The organism is Micromonospora sp. SD19, from assembly GCF_054462275.1.
The window spans coordinates 790732-807543 of the sequence record NZ_JBTLMN010000001.1 but is presented as its reverse complement, the minus strand read 5'-3'; the positions used below and the strand labels follow the sequence as shown (position 1 = coordinate 807543).

Annotated in this window: 15 protein-coding genes; 4 read left to right on the top strand and 11 right to left on the bottom strand. The window is 71.0% G+C overall.

Annotation, left to right across the window (positions count from 1 at the left end):
• Nucleotides 1-57: 57 nt before the first annotated feature.
• The 7 genes from ACX27O_RS03740 to ACX27O_RS03710 form a co-directional block, all read right to left on the bottom strand.
• Nucleotides 58-738, bottom strand: a complete 681-nt coding sequence (locus ACX27O_RS03740) for a response regulator (RefSeq protein WP_210859434.1) — start codon at nucleotides 736-738, stop codon at nucleotides 58-60.
• Complete coding sequence (locus ACX27O_RS03735) at nucleotides 735-3287, bottom strand: sensor histidine kinase (protein WP_030329492.1); 2553 nt, start codon at nucleotides 3285-3287, stop codon at nucleotides 735-737. Before ACX27O_RS03735 ends, ACX27O_RS03740 begins: the two co-directional genes overlap by 4 nt.
• Before the next feature lie 73 nt (nucleotides 3288-3360).
• Nucleotides 3361-4242, bottom strand: a complete 882-nt coding sequence (locus tag ACX27O_RS03730; protein WP_030329494.1) for a potassium-transporting ATPase subunit C — start codon at nucleotides 4240-4242, stop codon at nucleotides 3361-3363.
• A complete protein-coding gene (kdpB, locus tag ACX27O_RS03725) occupies nucleotides 4242-6437 on the bottom strand; it encodes a potassium-transporting ATPase subunit KdpB (protein ID WP_458938935.1) in 2196 nt (731 codons plus the stop codon). The genes ACX27O_RS03730 and kdpB overlap by 1 nt, the downstream gene beginning before the upstream one ends.
• 20 nt (nucleotides 6438-6457) lie before the next feature.
• Nucleotides 6458-8113, bottom strand: coding sequence for a potassium-transporting ATPase subunit KdpA (gene kdpA, locus ACX27O_RS03720; RefSeq protein ID WP_458938934.1), 1656 nt, complete (start codon nucleotides 8111-8113; stop codon nucleotides 6458-6460).
• Complete coding sequence (gene kdpF, locus ACX27O_RS03715; RefSeq protein WP_036410889.1) at nucleotides 8113-8202, bottom strand: K(+)-transporting ATPase subunit F; 90 nt, start codon at nucleotides 8200-8202, stop codon at nucleotides 8113-8115. Before kdpF ends, kdpA begins: the two co-directional genes overlap by 1 nt.
• Before the next feature lie 290 nt (nucleotides 8203-8492).
• The gene (locus ACX27O_RS03710; protein ID WP_387220236.1) at nucleotides 8493-9533 is read right to left on the bottom strand and encodes a TRM11 family SAM-dependent methyltransferase; all 1041 of its coding nucleotides are present in this window, start codon (nucleotides 9531-9533) and stop codon (nucleotides 8493-8495) included.
• A 72-nt stretch (nucleotides 9534-9605) separates the two neighbouring features.
• Between ACX27O_RS03710 and ACX27O_RS03705 the strand changes: the two genes are divergently transcribed.
• A complete protein-coding gene (locus tag ACX27O_RS03705) occupies nucleotides 9606-10469 on the top strand; it encodes a zf-HC2 domain-containing protein (protein WP_051708220.1) in 864 nt (287 codons plus the stop codon).
• A 9-nt stretch (nucleotides 10470-10478) separates the two neighbouring features.
• Here the strand turns inward: ACX27O_RS03705 and ACX27O_RS03700 are convergent, their stop codons facing one another.
• The 4 genes from ACX27O_RS03700 to ACX27O_RS03685 form a co-directional block, all read right to left on the bottom strand.
• A complete protein-coding gene (locus ACX27O_RS03700; RefSeq protein WP_030329503.1) occupies nucleotides 10479-11099 on the bottom strand; it encodes a CGNR zinc finger domain-containing protein in 621 nt (206 codons plus the stop codon).
• A gap of 7 nt (nucleotides 11100-11106) precedes the next feature.
• Nucleotides 11107-11955 (bottom strand): MBL fold metallo-hydrolase, encoded by an 849-nt coding sequence (locus tag ACX27O_RS03695; RefSeq protein WP_030329505.1) that lies wholly within the window; start codon nucleotides 11953-11955, stop codon nucleotides 11107-11109.
• Nucleotides 11956-12032: 77 nt separating this feature from the next.
• The gene (locus ACX27O_RS03690; protein ID WP_030329507.1) at nucleotides 12033-12689 is read right to left on the bottom strand and encodes a TetR/AcrR family transcriptional regulator; all 657 of its coding nucleotides are present in this window, start codon (nucleotides 12687-12689) and stop codon (nucleotides 12033-12035) included.
• Between the two features lie 96 nt (nucleotides 12690-12785).
• Entirely contained in the window at nucleotides 12786-13184 is a 399-nt protein-coding gene (locus ACX27O_RS03685) for a VOC family protein (protein ID WP_210858287.1), read from the bottom strand.
• A 99-nt stretch (nucleotides 13185-13283) separates the two neighbouring features.
• Between ACX27O_RS03685 and ACX27O_RS03680 the strand changes: the two genes are divergently transcribed.
• The 3 genes from ACX27O_RS03680 to ACX27O_RS03670 all read left to right on the top strand — a co-directional run bounded on the left by ACX27O_RS03680 (nucleotide 13284) and on the right by ACX27O_RS03670 (nucleotide 16811).
• A complete protein-coding gene (locus ACX27O_RS03680; RefSeq protein WP_358124387.1) occupies nucleotides 13284-14261 on the top strand; it encodes a helix-turn-helix transcriptional regulator in 978 nt (325 codons plus the stop codon).
• A gap of 179 nt (nucleotides 14262-14440) precedes the next feature.
• On the top strand, nucleotides 14441-15607 hold the full coding sequence (locus tag ACX27O_RS03675; protein ID WP_210858285.1) for an acyl-CoA dehydrogenase family protein: 1167 nt from the start codon (nucleotides 14441-14443) through the stop codon (nucleotides 15605-15607).
• The gene (locus ACX27O_RS03670; protein WP_210864944.1) at nucleotides 15597-16811 is read left to right on the top strand and encodes an acetyl-CoA C-acetyltransferase; all 1215 of its coding nucleotides are present in this window, start codon (nucleotides 15597-15599) and stop codon (nucleotides 16809-16811) included. The genes ACX27O_RS03675 and ACX27O_RS03670 overlap by 11 nt, the downstream gene beginning before the upstream one ends.
• Nucleotide 16812 lies beyond the last annotated feature (1 nt).

Genomic DNA, 16812 nt, shown 5'->3' with positions numbered 1-16812 from the left:
CACGCCGCTGCCGCTGCTGTCGAAATTCTTCAATCTCTGCCGGCGGGTGTCAACGGGTCAGGGGCGGTAGCGGTAGCCCATTCCCGGCTCGGTGATGAGGTGCCGGGGGCGGGCCGGGTCGTCCTCCAGCTTGCGCCGCAGCTGGGCCAGGTACTGCCGCAGGTAGTTGGTCTCGTTCTGGTACTCCGGCCCCCACACGTCCTGTAGGAGCTGCCGTTGGCTGACCAGCTTGCCGGGGTGCCGCAGCAGCTTCTCCAGCACGCTCCACTGGGTGGGGGTCAGCTTGACCTCGGTGCCGTCGTCCCTGCGCACGCTGTGGTCGGCCAGGTCGACGGTGTGCTGACCGATCCGCAACGCCGGCACCGCCTCGCTGGGCGCGCCGAGGCGGCGGGTCACCGCGCGGATGCGGGCCAGCAACTCCTCGACCCCGAACGGTTTGGTGACGTAGTCGTCCGCACCGGCGTCGAGCGCCGCCACCTTGTCCTCGCTGCCGGCCCGGCCGGAGAGCACGATGATCGGCACTGTGGTCCACCCGCGCAGGCCCCGGATCACCTCCACCCCGTCGATGTCGGGCAGGCCGAGGTCGAGCACCACCAGGTCGGGTGGGTGGCTGGCGGCGGCCTTCAACGCGGCGGCCCCGGTGCCGGCGACGTCCACGTCGTACCGGCGGGCCCGCAGGTTGATCCGCAGGGCGCGCAGGATCTGCGGTTCGTCGTCGACGACCAGGATGCGCGTCATTCCGGTGGCCCCTCCGAGCTGGTCTGCGCGGCAGCCGGCAGCCGCAGCACCATGGTGAGCCCACCACCGGGGGTGGTCTCCGGGGTGATGCTGCCACCCATCGCCTCGGCCAACCCCCGGGACAGGGCGAGACCGAGACCGACACCGGTCTGGTTGTCCCGGTCACCGAGGCGTTGGAACGGCAGGAAGACGTGCTCCCACTGGTCCTCCGGGATGCCCGGCCCCCGATCGATCACCCGCAGCTCCACCTGACCAGCGTGCGCGCTGGCGGTGATCACCGGCGGCTGGTCGGGTGGGCTGTAGCGCAGCGCGTTGGCGACCACGTTGACCAGCACCCGTTCCAGCAGGCCCGGGTCGGCGGTGGCCGCCGGCAGGTCGGCCGGGATGTCCGTGCCGACGGTCGCGGCCGCCGGGCCAAGTTCGTCAAGCGCCAGGGGTACGGCGTCCTCCAGGCCGACGGCGGTCGCCGAGATGCCCAGCACACCCGCCTGGAGCCGGCTCATGTCCAGCAGGTTCGCGACCAGCCGGGCGAGCCGGTCCAGCGACTCCTCGGCGGTCTCCAGCAACTCCTCGCGGTCGGCCTCGTCGAACTCGATGTCGTGGCTGCGCAGGCTGGTCACTGCCGCCTTCGCGGACGCCAGCGGCGTACGCAGGTCGTGGCTGACCGCGGCGAGCAGCGCGGTGCGCATCCGGTCCGCAGCGGCGAGGGGTCTCGCGGTGGCGGCCTCCTCGGCGAGCCGCTCCTGGCGCAGCGCGACAGCGGCCTGGGCGGCGAACGCCTCGACGATCCGCCGGTCGGCGGCTTCCAACCGCCGGCCGCTGAGCACCACGGTGATCCGGTCGTCGACGGGTACCGCCGTCTCGCCGCCGTCGGGGGTGCAGGCCGGCTGCTCACCGACGCTGGCCACCACACACCAGGCGTGCTCTTCGCGGGCCCGCTCCGGACGCCCGCTTGCCTCCTCGGCCAGCTCCAGCACGCTCACCGCGCGCAGCCCGAAGGTCTCCCGGAGCTGGTCCAGCAGGGCGGGCAGGGGACGTTCGCCGCGCAGCACACCACCGGCGACGGCGGCGAGGGTCTGCGCGTCGGCGGCGGCCCGCGCGGCCTCCCGGGTACGCCGGGCGGCCACGTCGACGATCCAGCTCACCGCCAACGCCACCCCGACGAAGACGGCCAGGGCGAGCAGGTTGTCCGCCTCGGCGATGGTCAGCGTCTTGAAGGGCGGGGTGAAGAACCAGTTGAGCAGCAGGCTTCCGCCGAGCGCGGCGACCAGGGCCGGCCACACCCCGCCGACCAGCGCGACCCCGACCACCCCGGCGAGGAACAGCAGGATGTCGTTTGTCAGCGTCAGGTCGGGCAGGGTCCGCAGCAGCACCGTGAGCAGCGGCATGCCCAGCACCGCGAGGCCGAAGCCGAGCAGTCGGCGGCGGCGGGACAACGCCGCCGGCACGGCCGCCGCCCGGCGGCCCTTGCCTGCCTGCTTGTGGGTGACCAGGTGCACGTCGATCGAGCCGGACAGGGCGGTGGTGGTCACCCCGACGCCCCGGGCGAAGATCTGCGCGAGGCGGCCCCGCCGGCTGGCCCCGAGCACCAGTTGGGTGGCGTTCACACCCTGGGCGAAGTCCAGCAACGCGGCCGGCACGTCGGTGCCGAGCACCTGGTGGTACGTGCCGCCCAGGCTCTCCACGAGCACCCGCTGGCGGGCCAGCTGGGCCGGGTCGGCGCCGGCCAGGCCGTCGCTGCGGGCCACGTGCACGGCGAGCAGGTCGGCGCCCTTGCTGCGGGCGGCGACCCGGGCGGCCCGACGGATCAGCGTCTCCCCCTCGGGCCCGCCGGTCAGCGCGACCACCACCCGTTCCCGGGCCTCCCAGGTCGCGGCGATGCCCTGCTGGCTGCGGTAGCGGTCCAGCTGCTCGTCGACCTTGTCGGCCAGCCAGAGCAGCGCCAACTCGCGCAGTGCGGTGAGGTTGCCGACCCGGAAGTAGTTGCCCAACGCGGCGTCGATCTTGTCCGGTCGGTAGATGTTGCCGTGCGCCATCCGCCGGCGCAGCGCCTCCGGGGTCATGTCGACCAGCTCGACCTGCTCGGCGGCGCGGACGATCTCGTCCGGCACGGTCTCCCGCTGGGTGGTGCCGGTGATCTGCGCGACGACGTCGTTGACCGACTCCAGGTGCTGCACGTTGACGGTGGACAGCACGTCGATCCCCGCGTCGAGCAGCTCCTGGACGTCCTGCCAGCGCTTGTCGTGCCGGGACCCGGGCACGTTGGTGTGCGCCAACTCGTCGACCACGGCGACCTCGGGCCGGCGAGCCAGCACCGCGTCCAGGTCCATCTCGGTGAACTCGGCGCCCCGGTAGGTCATCGCCCGACGGGGCACCTGCTCCAGGTCGCCGAGCATCGCGGCGGTGTGCTGCCGACCGTGGGTCTCCACGAAGCCGATCACCACGTCGGTGCCGCGCGCGGCCCGCCGCTGGGCCTCCTCCAACATGGCGTACGTCTTGCCGACGCCGGGGGCGGCGCCGAGATAGATGCGCAGTTCTCCGCGTGGCACGGGGACCATCCTCCCTGGTCAGGTCGGCCGGTGGGGCCGCGCCCGATCGGCGCGGCCCCACCGGCGCGGGTGCTCAGCGTGCGGGGAACTGCTTGTCGAGGGCGAGGTTCAGCTCCAACACGTTCACGCCGGGCTCCCCCATGAAGCCGAGCGCCCGGCCGCTGGTGTGCTCCTCGACCAGCTTGCGAACCGCCGCCGGGTCCGCGCCGCGCTCCCGCGCGACCCGGTTCACCTGCAACTCCGCGTACGCCGGGCTGATCTGCGGGTCGAGGCCGCTGGCGCTGGCGGTGACCGCGTCGGCGGGCACCGCCGGGTCGGCGGGCGCGTCGCCCCGGATCGGGGTGACCACCCCGCCGGCGGCCACGTAGTCCTCGCCGGGCTGGGCCGGCTCCACCGTCACCCCCTGGTACTCGGTGACGAACGGAGTCGCCGGGGCGGCCTGGTTGACGCTGACCACCCGGGTCACCGGGCCGGTCAGACCGTCCGCGCGGAAGACCGCGAGCACGGCACCCACCCCGTCGTCGGTGCAGTACGGGCGGCTGCCGTCGACGCCGTTGAGTTCACCGACGGCCTTGCTGCGCCCGCAGACCTGGGTGAGCAGGCTTTCGCTGGACTCCTCCGGGTCGGTGGCGATGGTGTCGACGACGCTCTCCGGGCCCAGGTTGCTGGCCGAGGTGGAGGTCGGGTCGTAGCCGTCACCGGCGGCCGACGGGCGGGACTGGAAGTAGCGCGGGACGGGGTTGCCGTCGGCGTCGGTGAAGGACTGGCCGATCAGCGCGCTGCCGACAGTCGTTCCGTTCGAGACGATCAGCGAGCCGTCGGCCTTGTGGTTGAGGCCGGGCAGCTGGCCGAGCGCCACCAGGGCCAACGGGTAGACCAGGCCGAGCAGCACCGTGAAGACGAGCACGGCGCGCAACGCGGCGAGGTGTTGGGCGATCCAGGTGGGTAGGCGCATCACGAAATCCCCGGGAAGAACTGGATGAGCAGGTCGATGAGCTTGATTCCGATGAACGGCACGATGATGCCGCCCAGCCCGTAGACCAGGAGGTTGCGGCTGAGCAGCTTCGACGCGGCGGCCGGCCGGTACCGCACGCCCCGCAGGGCGAGCGGGATCAGCGCGATGATCACCAGGGCGTTGAAGATGACGGCGGACAGGATCGCCGACTCCGGGCTGGACAGCCGCATGATGTTCAGCGCGTCCAGGCTCGGGTAGAGGCCGGCGAACATGGCCGGGATGATCGCGAAGTACTTCGCGATGTCGTTGGAGATGCTGAACGTGGTGAGCGCGCCGCGGGTGATCAGCAACTGCTTGCCGATCTCGACGATCTCGATCAGCTTGGTCGGGTCGGAGTCGAGGTCGACCATGTTGCCGGCCTCCTTGGCGGCCGACGTGCCGGTGTTCATGGCCACCCCGACGTCGGCCTGGGCGAGGGCCGGCGCGTCGTTGGTGCCGTCACCGGTCATCGCGACCAGCCGGCCACCCTCCTGCTCCCGCTTGATCAGCGCGAGCTTGTCCTCCGGCGTCGCCTCGGCCAGGAAGTCGTCCACCCCGGCCTCGTCGGCGATCGCCTTCGCGGTACGCGGGTTGTCGCCGGTGATCATCACGGTCCGGATGCCCATCCGGCGCATCTCGTCGAACCGCTCCCGCATGCCGGACTTGACCACGTCCTTGAGGTGGATGACGCCCAACGCGCGGGCGGGCTCACCGTCGACGTGTTCGGCGACCACCAGCGGGGTGCCGCCGGTGCCGCTGATCGCGTCCACGATCTCGCCGACCTGCTCGGTGGGGTGGCCGCCGTTCTCGCGTACCCACTTCATCACCGCGGCGGCGGCGCCCTTGCGGACCCGGCGGCCGGTGCCCGACGCGCCGCCGTCCACGCTGGCGTCCGGGGTGAGGTCGACGCCGCTCATCCGGGTCTGCGCGGTGAACGGCACGAAGGTGGCGTGCGGCATCACGCCGGGCTCCCGCTCGCGCAGCCCGAACTCGTTCTTCGCCAGCACCACCACCGAACGCCCCTCGGGGGTCTCGTCGGCCAGGCTGGACAGCTGCGCGGCGTCGGCAATTGTCGCGGCGTCGACCCCCTCGACCGGTACGAACTCGGCGGCCTGCCGGTTGCCCAGCGTGATGGTGCCGGTCTTGTCCAGCAGCAGGGTGTTGACGTCGCCGGCCGCCTCGACGGCCCGGCCGCTCATGGCCAGCACGTTGCGTTGGACAAGGCGGTCCATGCCGGCGATGCCGATGGCGGAGAGCAGCGCGCCGATGGTGGTGGGGATCAGGCAGACCAGCAGCGAGACCAGCACGACCCCGGTGACGCCGGAGCCGGTGATCGCACCGCTGTCCGGCGCGGCCGCCTGGTACGCCTTGGAGAAGATGGCGAGCGGCTGGAGGGTGACCACGGCCAGCAGGAAGATGATCGTGAGCGCGGCGAGCAGGATGTTCAGCGCGATCTCGTTCGGCGTCTTCTGCCGGTTGGCCCCCTCGACCAGGGCGATCATCCGGTCGATGAAGCTCTCCCCCGGCTTCTGGGTGATCTTCACGATGATCTGGTCGGAGAGCACCTTGGTGCCGCCGGTGACCGCGCTGCGGTCGCCGCCGGACTCCCTGATGACCGGGGCCGACTCGCCGGTGATCGCCGACTCGTCGACGCTGGCGATGCCCTCGACGATGTCCCCGTCGCCGGGGATGATGCCGCCCGCCTCGACCAGCACGATGTCGCCCTGACGCAGGTCAGGCGCGGGCACCGCCTCGTCGCGGTAGGTGTTGGCCCGGGCACCCGGCTTCCAGTCGATCAGTCGGGTGGCGATGGTGTCCTTCTTCGCCTGCCGCAGGGTCGCCGCCTGGGCCTTGCCCCGACCCTCGGCGACGGCCTCGGCCAGGTTGGCGAAGACCACTGTCAGCCAGAGCCAGATGGTGATCGCCCAGGCGAACACCGACGGGTCGGTCACCGCCAGGACGGTGGTGAAGGCCGCACCGACCTCGACGATCAGCATCACCGGGTTACGCCACAACGTGGTGGGGTTGAGCTTGCGTACCGCGTCCGGCAGGGACCGGATCAACTGCTTGGGGTCGAGCAGGCCCCCGCCGATCCGGTTGCCCTGGGTGGCGGGCGTGCCGGGGAGCTGCTCTGTCGGGGCGGACGTGACGGACATGTCCTCGTTCCTCATGGTGGTCAGAGCCCCTCTGCCAGCGGGCCGAGCGCGAGCGCGGGCAGGAAGGTCAGCGCCACGAGGACCACGGTGACGCCGACGACCATGCCGATGAACAGCGGTCGGTGGGTCGGCAGGGTGCCCTCGGACGCGGGGGTGGGTGCCTGGCGGGCCAGCGAACCGGCCAACGCGAGCACGAAGATGAGCGGCAGGAACCGGCCCAGCAGCATGCACAACCCGAGTGCGGTGTCCCACCAGGTGGTGTTGACGGTGATGCCGCCGAACGCGGAGCCGTTGTTGTTGCTGGCCGAGGTGAACGCGTACAGCACCTCGGAGAGGCCGTGCGGGCCGACGTTGAGCGCCGTGGAGTTGTTGCCGGTGGCGAACGCCGCCGCCGTGCCGACCAGCACCAGGATGGGTGTGATCAGGAAGTAGAGCGAGGCGAACTTGATCTCGCGCGACCCGATCTTCTTGCCCAGGTACTCCGGGGTGCGGCCGACCATCAGCCCGGCCACGAAGACCGTGATCACCGCGAGGATGAGCAGGCCGTAGAGACCGGAGCCGGTGCCGCCCGGCGCGACCTCGCCGAGCATCATGTTGACCATCGTCATCATGCCGCCGAGTGAGGTGAACGAGTCGTGGAACGAGTTCACCGCACCGGTCGAGGTGAGCGTGGTGGCGGCGGCGAAGGTGGCCGAGTTCGACACGTCGAACCGCACCTCCTTGCCCTCCAGCGCCGCACCGACCGCCTGCGGCACCGTGCCGTGGCCGGCCAGCTCGAAGATGTTGGTGATGGCGACGCTGGCGACGGCGAGGATGCCCATCACCGCGGCGATGGCGTACCCCTGCCGGTTCTGCCCGACCATCCGGCCGAACACCCGGGGCAGGCTGAACGGGATCAGCAGGATCAGGAAGATCTCCAGCCAGTTCGTCCAGGCGGTCGGGTTCTCGAACGGGTGGGCGCTGTTGACGTTGTAGAAGCCGCCACCGTTGGTGCCCAGCTCCTTGATCACTTCCTGGCTGGCGACCGGACCGCCGGTGATGGTCTGGGTGCCGCCGGTCAACGTGGTCACGTCGGTGCCACCGGAGAGGTTCTGCACCGCCCCGCCGATCATCAGCGCGATCGCGCCGAGCACCGCGATCGGCAGCAGGATGCGCAGCACGATCCGGGTCAGGTCGACCCAGAAGTTGCCGAGCTGCCCGGTGCGGCTGCGGGCGAAGCCGCGCACCAGTGCGACAGCCACCGCGATGCCGACCGCCGCCGAGACGAAGTTCTGCACCGCCAGGCCGGCCATCTGCACCAGGTGGCCCATCGTCGACTCACCCGAGTACGACTGCCAGTTGGTGTTCGTCACGAACGACACCGCCGTGTTCCACGCCCCGTGCGGCACCACCGGGTCGAAGCCCAGCGACAGCCACAGGTGGTTCTGCACCCGCTGGAACAGGTACAGGAACAGGATCGAGACCGCGGAGAACGCCAGCACGCTGCGGGCGTACACGCCCCAGGTCTGCTCGGCGGCGGGGTTGACCCCGACCAGGCGGTAGATGCCCCGCTCGATGAGCGACTGCTTGGTGCCGGAGACCGCCCGGAACATGTAGTCGCCGAACGGCTTGTAGACGGCGACGATCGCCGCCACCAGCGTCAGCACGAAGATGACGCCCGCTGTTGTCATGGTCATCAGAAGCGCTCCGGGAACAGCAGGGCGAACACCAGGAACGCGCCCAGCACCACCGCGAGCACCAGACCGACGGCGTTTACCGCGTTCACAGCTTCTCCACCGCCCGGACCACCAGGGCGAGCGCTGCGAACAGCGCCACCGTCAGGACCACGAACACCACGTCAGACACGCTGACTCCTCATACCGGAAAGGTTCGTCGCGACCGCCTTCCGGTCGCGCCGGGCAATCAAAGCCCCACCACCCGCCGGCCGGCAGGGGTCATAACGCGACCATGACGGCGGCGAACCTTTTCTTGACGTGGTTTTCACACCTGCCCACTGAACAGGTGAAATGCGGCACAGACCGGACGGGTGAGGCCGGTAGGAGAGGTGCGGGCCGGTCAGGCCGGCTTACGGGCCACCAGCACGTCGCGCATGATCGACTGATCGACCCGGTGCCGCAGCGCGCGGTAGGGCTCCTCGTCCACGACGGTCAGGCCGGCGTCGGCCAGGGCCGCAGCCGCGTCGTCCCGGCTGGCGACGTGGGTGTTCCAGGAGACCCCCAACGCACCGCCGGGGCGCAACAACCCGGCCCAGACCGGGGCGGCGTCCGCGAGCAGCGCCAGCGGGTCGCGGGTCAATCCCTGCCCAGTGGTACGACTGCCGTGCTGCACGCCGTACGGCGCGTCGGCGACGACGAGGTCCACGGTCTGCGGGCGGAAGAACTCCGCCGACCGGGCGGTGTCGGCGTTCACCACGTCCAGCAGCTGGGTCTGGCCGGCCTTGTGCTCCTCGCGGGTCGGCGCCAACTCGATCCGCACCCGCCGGCCGACCACCTTGCGTTCCCGCCGCACCGGCCCCGACTCCAGCACCCGGTGCTTGACCCGCTTCTGCTTCAACCAGGTGGTGATGAACGCCCGGTACGCCTCGACGTCCTTCTGGTCGCGCTCGATCCCGGCCGCGTCGAAGCCGTACATCAGCGCCTGGTTGAGGGTGGTGCCCCGACCGCAGAGTGGGTCGAGCACCCGGAACCGGCGGCTGGTCATCTCGGTGGCCCAGTCCGAGGCGAGCAGTGTGACGTTGAGCAGCAGCTTGGTGAACTGCTCGTTGGTCTTGCCCGGGTACTTCTGGATGGTGAGCAGGTCGTCGTCGTAGCGGTCCAGCCGGCTCCACTCGATCGGCCGCAGCAGCTCGCCGACGATCTCGAACAACGCGTACCCGGCGGAGAGGTTGCCCAGCACTGCCAGGTCACGCTCCGTCAGCCCGTCACCGGTGAAGGTGATGTACGACGCCCCTCCGACGACAGCGGTGTCCAGCTCACCGATCCGACCGTCCAGCGCCGAGCGGCCGAAGATCTCCAGCTCCGCCTGGGTCAGGTCGACGGCGGCGCGGGCGTACACCCGGTTGGTGGCGGGCAGGATCAGCAGGCCGTAACGCGTCATGATCCGGCGAGTATTCCACAACCAGTCACTCTCGCCGGGAACCGGAGCGGCTGCCGGAGCGACTACCGGTACATGGGGTGTGAGCAGTGGCGGGAGGTCCTGTCCGCGCAACTGGACGGGGAGGAGACCGCCGCCGAACTGACGGCGGTGCAGGGGCACCTCGACGGGTGCGCCGATTGCCGGGCCTGGTTCACGGCGGCAGCCGCGCTGACCCGTCGGGTTCGTACCCGACTGGTGGTTGAGGTGCCCGACCGGACGGCGGCGATCCTGGCCGCCGTCGGTGGCAGCGCCGCTGGCGACGCGGCTGCCAGCGCCAGTGACACGCCGTCGGCCCGCCGGTCGCGCTGGCGGCCCCGCCTGCCCGGCCGCGCCGCGCTCGTCGTCGGCCTGCGGTCGGCGCTCGGCCTGCTCGGCGCGGTGCAGTTGGTGCTCGGCCTGGCCCAGGTGGGCCGGGGCGCCACCGCTGACCACCTGCACCCCACCGGCCAGCACCTGTGGCACGAGTCGGCGGCGTGGAACGTGGCGGTGGGCGCGGGGTTCCTGTTCGTGGCGCTGCGCCGCAGCCCGCCCGCCGGGCTGCTGCCGATGCTCAGCGCGTTCGTCGGCACGTTGCTGCTGCTGTCGGTCAACGACCTGGCCACCGGATCGGTGGGCGGGGAACGGCTGATCAGCCACGGCTTCCTGGTGGTCGGCTACCTGATCACCGTGCTGCTGTCCCGGCCCGGTCTGCGCCCTGGCGGACCGGCACCGCAGCGGCAGCCGACGCCGTCGCGCTGGCGGTTCGGCGCGGACGAGGTGGACCGGCCGCTGCGGGTGGTACGCCCCGATTCCTATCCGGCGCAGGCGGCCGACCGTTACCCCGCCCCGGCGGCGCGCACCGGTCAGGCCGCCCAGGCGGCGCGCACCGGTCGGACCGACGAACGCCGGGCCGCCTGAGCGGTCGCGTTAGTCCGCCTGCCGCTGCCGGGCCCGGTGGGCGCGCAGGTTCGCCGGAAGGCCGCAGACGCGGACGGAGTGCCAGACCCCGCTGTTGTTGCGGGAGCGGTCGTAGAACGCCACCTGGCACCGGGGGTTGCGGCAGGTCTTGACGCGCCGGCCGACGTCGGTGAGGTGCGCCGCGAACAGCTCCGCCAGGACGAGGGAGACAAGCAGTTCGGCCCCCGTCCCGGCGGGATCGAGGTGGACCGAGCCGTTGCCGTCGAGCCGCAGCGTGGCGCCCGTGGTGCGAGGGGCGGGCGCCGGCTCGGGCGGCCCGGCTTCCGGTGTGGCGTGCAGCCTGGCGTCGATCCCGTACCGCAGCTCGTCGCGGAAGGTCCGCAGCGCCCGTAGGCCCGCCGGGTCGAGCGTCACGTCGGGTGCCGGCCGCCCGGTGGCCGTCGACCACCGGGCGGCGACATCGTGCGCCCACTGCGTGGCGCTGTCGAGATCGTCGAGGAGATCCGGCTGACGCGGTGCGCCGGCCGGGAGCGTGTTGAGCAGGTCCTGGACGAGCCCGAGGCCACCTGGTGCGGGCTCGAGGCCGTATCTCGCGGTCGCGGGCCACGGCGGAGGGGACACCGACGGCATTGTCACGTCACTTTCCGATCAGGCCGAGCGCCCCGTACCACAGCGGTCCCGGGTTCACCCAGTCCGGATAGAGCTCCATCATCGCGTCGAAGAACTCAAGGGCCGTCGACTTCTCCGCCAACAGCCGTTCCACGTTCAGCAGGTACCGCCGGGTCTCGTCGATGCTCGACGGGTCGTCGGGGCGGTTGCGGTTCTTGTGGCTGGCGACGACCGCCCGGGGCGCGAGGGCCTCGACGCGGTCGAGGGCCTTGAGCCACTCCCTCAGGCCACCGTTGACGGTTTCCAGCAGGTACTGGTGGACCCCGTTGTAGACGACGTCGCCGGCCACCACGAGACCGATCGACGGCACGTGCAGGACAGTGGTCTGGTCGCCGTCGGTGTGCCCGGTCTCGACCGGCTGGGCGACGTTGCCTTCGAGCAGGATTCCGCCGGGCGGCACCGGAATGGCATCGACGGGCGACTCCGGGATCAGCCCGGGGAAGACCTTGTCGAACACCTCTTGGCGCCCGACGGTGGCCTGCTGGTGCATGACCTCGATGGTCCCGGGCGTCGCGTAGGTGACGGCGTCGGGGAAGCGCTTGACCAGCTCGGGGGCACCGAACCAGTGGTCGCCGTGCCCGTGGGTGGCGTAGATGGCCGTCAGCCGCCTGCCCGACCGCTCGATCCAGTCTCCCGCCGTCGCGATCTGCTCGTGGGTGAACGGCGGGTCCACCAGCAGCGCCTCCTCGGCCCCCGAGATCAGGGTGGTGGCTGTCGGATTGAAGTGGATGGGCGAGCCGTCCGGCATGCGCTGCTCTCCGGCCCGGACCGGGCCGTCCAAGACCAGGACCTCGTAGGACAGGGCAGATGGGGACATGTCTCCTCCTCGGTGACGCGGGTCGCGACAGTCGGCGTACCCCCACCGACGAAATAAGCATAAGCCGTATGCCTATTTCACCCAGCCGTTTGCCGAGTCTTCTGCGTCACGCCCTCCCCCGCGATGACCTGCGGGATGACCTGCTCCACGATCGTCAGCAGCGTGGTGGTGAGCAGCAGGTGCACCTGGGCGCGGGTGAGCGCGTCACGCTGGAGCCACTCCCGGGCGGTCGAGATGGCCAGCCCGCAGTACGCCCGGACCATCCCCCGCAGCTCCTCGTGGTTCTCGGCCTCCTCGGCCAGCCCGACGGCGACCAGCATCCGATCCGCGGCGACCTCCTCGGCCTCGGCGAGCACCCGCTCCACATCGGCGTCGCCGCCCATCCCCCGGGCGGTGACCGCAGCCAGCCACGAGGTGCTGTGCCGGGACACCACGTCGAGGAACCAGGTGACGCTGGCCTCCACCCGGGTGCGGAGATCACCCTTGGGCAGCCGCTCCACTGCCACCTCGGGGATGGTCACCATCACCCGGACGACCTCCAGGTAGAGGTCCTTCTTCGCGCCGAAGTAGTGGTTGACCAGCCCTCGGGCGACACCCGCCTCGCGGGCGACGTCGGTGGTCGACACCTCCGCGTACGGGCGTTCGCCGAACAGCCGGACCGCGCAGGCCAGGATCTGCCCACGCCGGGCGTCCGGCTCCAACCGGCGGCGGCGCGGAGCCGTCTCGACACTCATCTGCCCGACCCTATCGACAGCTCACACCGCCGGCCTCGGCGTCGACGCCCTCCCGTCCCTCCTCGGAGCTGCCGGCCTCAAGGCCGCGCCGAGCGGTCAACGGCGGAACCTCTCGATCGCGGCCGGAGTCACCGGGGTGAAGAAGTTGACCAGGTTGCCGTCGGGGTCGCGGAAAAGCAGGGCTCGGTTACCCCAGGGCATGGTCGTGGGCTCGTTCACGAAGTCGTCCACCACGCTCTTCAGCTTCTCGTACAGCGCGTCGACGTCCTCCACGCGGAACTCGATGATCACGCTGCGGTTGTCGGCCGGACGGGCCGAGCCGGGCGCGAACAGTGCGACGGTGCGGGTGCTGCCGATCGCCAGCGTGCCGTGGGCGGTGCGCAATTCGGCGAAGTCCTCGTTGCCCCAGGTCGCCTGCACGCCGGTGATCTTCTCGTAGAAGCCGACCAGGCGGTTGATCTCGTCGGTGATGATGCGGATCGAGACGAAGTCCATGTCTTCTCCCTGCTCAAAGCGGTCGCTAAGGGTCCGTCGAGATCACGCTAGAGCGAATACTGGACAGATTTGGGCCAGTATTTTGATAAAGTTCGGACCGTGGCACGACCGACAGCGCAGGTACTCGCACTGCTGGAGCTCCTGCAGTCCGGCGGCGTCCGGACGATGGCCGAGCTTGCCGAGCGCCTCGGTGTCGAACCGCGCACGGTGCGGCGCTACGTGAGCCACCTGGTCGACCTGGACCTGCCGGTCGAGTCGGTGCGCGGTCGCTACGGCGGGTATCGGCTCGCCGCCGGCTATCGCCTGCCGCCGCTGATGTTCAACGACGACGAGGCCCTCGCCGTCCTCCTCGGCCTGATCGCCGGCCGCCGTGCCGGGTTGGCGACGGCAACGGACACGGCGGGCGAGACAGCCGCCGCGAAGATCCGTCGCGTCCTGCCGCCACGGACGGCGGACCGACTAGACGCCGCACTCCAGTCCCTCGCCTTCACCGCCGAACCCGGTGACTTCCCCGCGCCGCAGACCGAGGTACTGCTCGCCGTCGCCGAGGCGGTCCGCCATCACCGGCCGATCTCGGTGCAGTACACCTCGGGCGACGGCCGGCGCAGCGTCCGCGTGCTGCATCCGTTCGGACTGGTCAACCATGCCGGCCGGTGGTACGTCACCGGGGTCGATCCGGAGATCGGCGAGGAACGAACCCTTCGACTCGACCGCATCGCGGACGCGAGACCGCTGCCGGGCTCGTTCGAGCCGCCCGCCGGAAACGATCCGGCCGGGCACCTTCTCAACTCGATGGCACGAGCGCCGTACCCGCACGCGGTGTCGCTGCGGATACAAGGAACAGTTGAGCAGATCCGCAGGCGGCTACCGGCCAGCATCGCCGAGGTGCGAGAGGGCGCGGACGAAGGCTGGCAGGACGTGGAGATCCGGGCCGAGAGCCTCGACTGGTTGCCCGGCGTGCTCGCCGCGCTCGACCTGCCGTTCGTCATCGAACGCCCGGACGAACTCCGCGACCGCGTCGTCGCACTCGCCGAGCGGCTAGTGGCCTCGGCACGACGTGAGTCGCCCCGCAGCTAGCCGTCCGACACCGGAAGTTCCGCAATCTTGGACAGTTTCCGTCAGCTCGTAACGGAAACTGTCCAAGATCTCCTCGCCTCCGTTGATCGTTTGTCGAGTCCAGTCCGCCGGTCGGTCCGTGTGCCACCGCCGGTGATGGCTTATTGACATGCCGCCAACAGCGCGCGAGGGTGGTGCACATGCCGACTCCCCCGACCGACGGCTCCCCCTCACCCTGGCGCGAGCCGGAACACGACGACCTGGCCGAACTGGCCCGCACCTTCTTCACCAAGGAGGTGCTGCCGCACGCCGAACGCCTGCTGGCGCAGGGCCACCCGGACCGCGAGCACTACCGGCGCGCCGGCGAGCTGGGGCTGCTCGGCCTGTCCGTCCCCGAGGAGTACGGCGGCGGTGGCGGCGGATTCACCCACGAGGCCGTCATGCTGCACGAGCAGGCGTACACCGGGGAGAGCAGCCTCGGGCTGGCCGTCCACAGTGGCATCGTCACCGGCTACCTGGTGGCGTACGGCAGCGAGGAGCAGAAGCGACGCTGGCTGCCCGGCCTGTGCAGCGGTGAGCTGGTCGGCGCGATCGCGATGACCGAGCCGGACGGCGGCTCCGATCTGCAGGCGATGCGTACCCGGGCGGTCCGCGACGGCGACGACTACCTGGTCACCGGTGCGAAGACGTTCATCACCAACGGTGGCTTGGCCGACCTGATCATCGTTGCCGTGAAGACCGACCCCGAGCAGCGGGCGGCTGGCGTCTCGCTGCTGGTCTGCGAGGTGGGCGGCGACCCGCAGGGGTTCCGCCGAGGGCGACTGCTGTCCAAGATCGGGCTGCACGCGAACGACACCGCCGAGTTGTTCTTCGACGAGCTGCGGGTGCCGGCGGCCAACCTGCTCGGCGGCACCGAAGGGCTGGGCTTCGTCCAGCTCATGCAGCAACTCCCGCAGGAACGACTGGTCATCGGCGTCGGCGCGGTCGCCGCCATGGAACGCGCTGTCGCGCTGACCGTCGCGTACGCCAAGGAGCGCACCGCCTTCGGCAAGCCCCTGATGGGTCACCAGAACACCAGGATGGTGCTCGCCGAGTGCGCCACCCGCGCCCGGGTCAGCCGGGTCTTCCTGGACGACTGCATCGTCCGGCACGACCGGGGCGACCTGGACGTGTCCACTGCGGCCATGGCGAAGTCATGGCTCACCGACGGGCAGTGCGAGGTCGTCGACAGGTGCCTGCAGATCTTCGGTGGCTACGGCTACACCACCGAGTACCCGATCGCCCGGATGTACGCCGACGCCCGCGTCCAGAAGATCTACGGCGGCACCAACGAGATCATGAAGGAGTTGATCGCCCGTGCCCTCTGAGGCGTACGTCTATGACGCGGTCCGCACCCCGCGCGGACGCGGCCGGGACACCGGCGCGCTGCACGGAGTCAAACCGATCTCCCTGGTGGTCGGCCTGATCGACGCGTTGCGCGAGCGCAACCCCGGCCTGGACGTCGGTCGGCTGGAGGACCTGCTGCTCGGCATCGTGACCCCGGTCGGCGAGCAGGGCGGCGACCTGGCGCGGGCCGCCGCGCTGCTGGCCGGGCTACCCGACCAGGTGGGCGGGGTGCAGCTCAACCGGTTCTGCGCCTCCGGTTTGGAGGCGGTCAACTCCGCCGCCGCCCGGATCCGCTCCGGCTGGGAGCACCTGCTGCTGGCCGGCGGGGTCGAGTCGATGTCCCGGGTGCCGATGGGCTCCGACGGGGCGGCCTGGGCCACCGACCCGCAGACCGCGCTGGCCACGTCGTTCGTGCCGCAGGGCGTCAGCGCCGACCTGATCGCCACCCTCGAGGGCTTCACCCGCGACGACGTGGACGGCTACGCGCTGCGGTCGCAGGAACGGGCCGCCAAGGCGATGGCCGGCGGGCACTTCGCCCGCTCGCTGGTGCCGGTCCGCGACGGCAACGGCCTGGACATCCTCACCGTCGACGAGCACCCACGCCCGGAGACCACCCGGGAGGCCCTCGCTCGGCTCACCCCGTCCTTCGCCACCATGGGTGAGGCGGCCGGCTTCGACGCCGTCGCGTTGCAGAAGTTCCACTGGTTGGAGGCGATCGAGCACGTCCACCACGCCGGCAACTCGTCCGGCATCGTGGACGGCGCCGCGCTGCTGCTGATCGGGTCGGAGCAGGTGGGTCAGGATCTCGGCCTCACCCCGCGCGCCCGGATCGTCGGCGCGGCGGTCACCGGTGCCGACCCGACGCTGATGTTGACCGGCCCGATCCCGGCCACCCACAAGGCGCTCGCCGTGGCCGGGCTGACAGTCGACGACATCGACCTGTTCGAGATCAACGAGGCGTTCGCCGCGGTGGTCCTCAAGTACGTCCGCGACCTGGGCCTCGACCCGGACCGGGTGAACGTCAACGGCGGCGCGATCGCCCTCGGCCATCCGCTCGGCGCGACCGGAGCGATGCTGCTCGGCACGGCGTTGGACGAGTTGGAGCGCCGCGACCTGCGCCGCGCCGTGGTGACCCTCTGCATCGGCGGCGGCATGGGCGTCGCCACCGTTCTCGAACGCTGCTGAC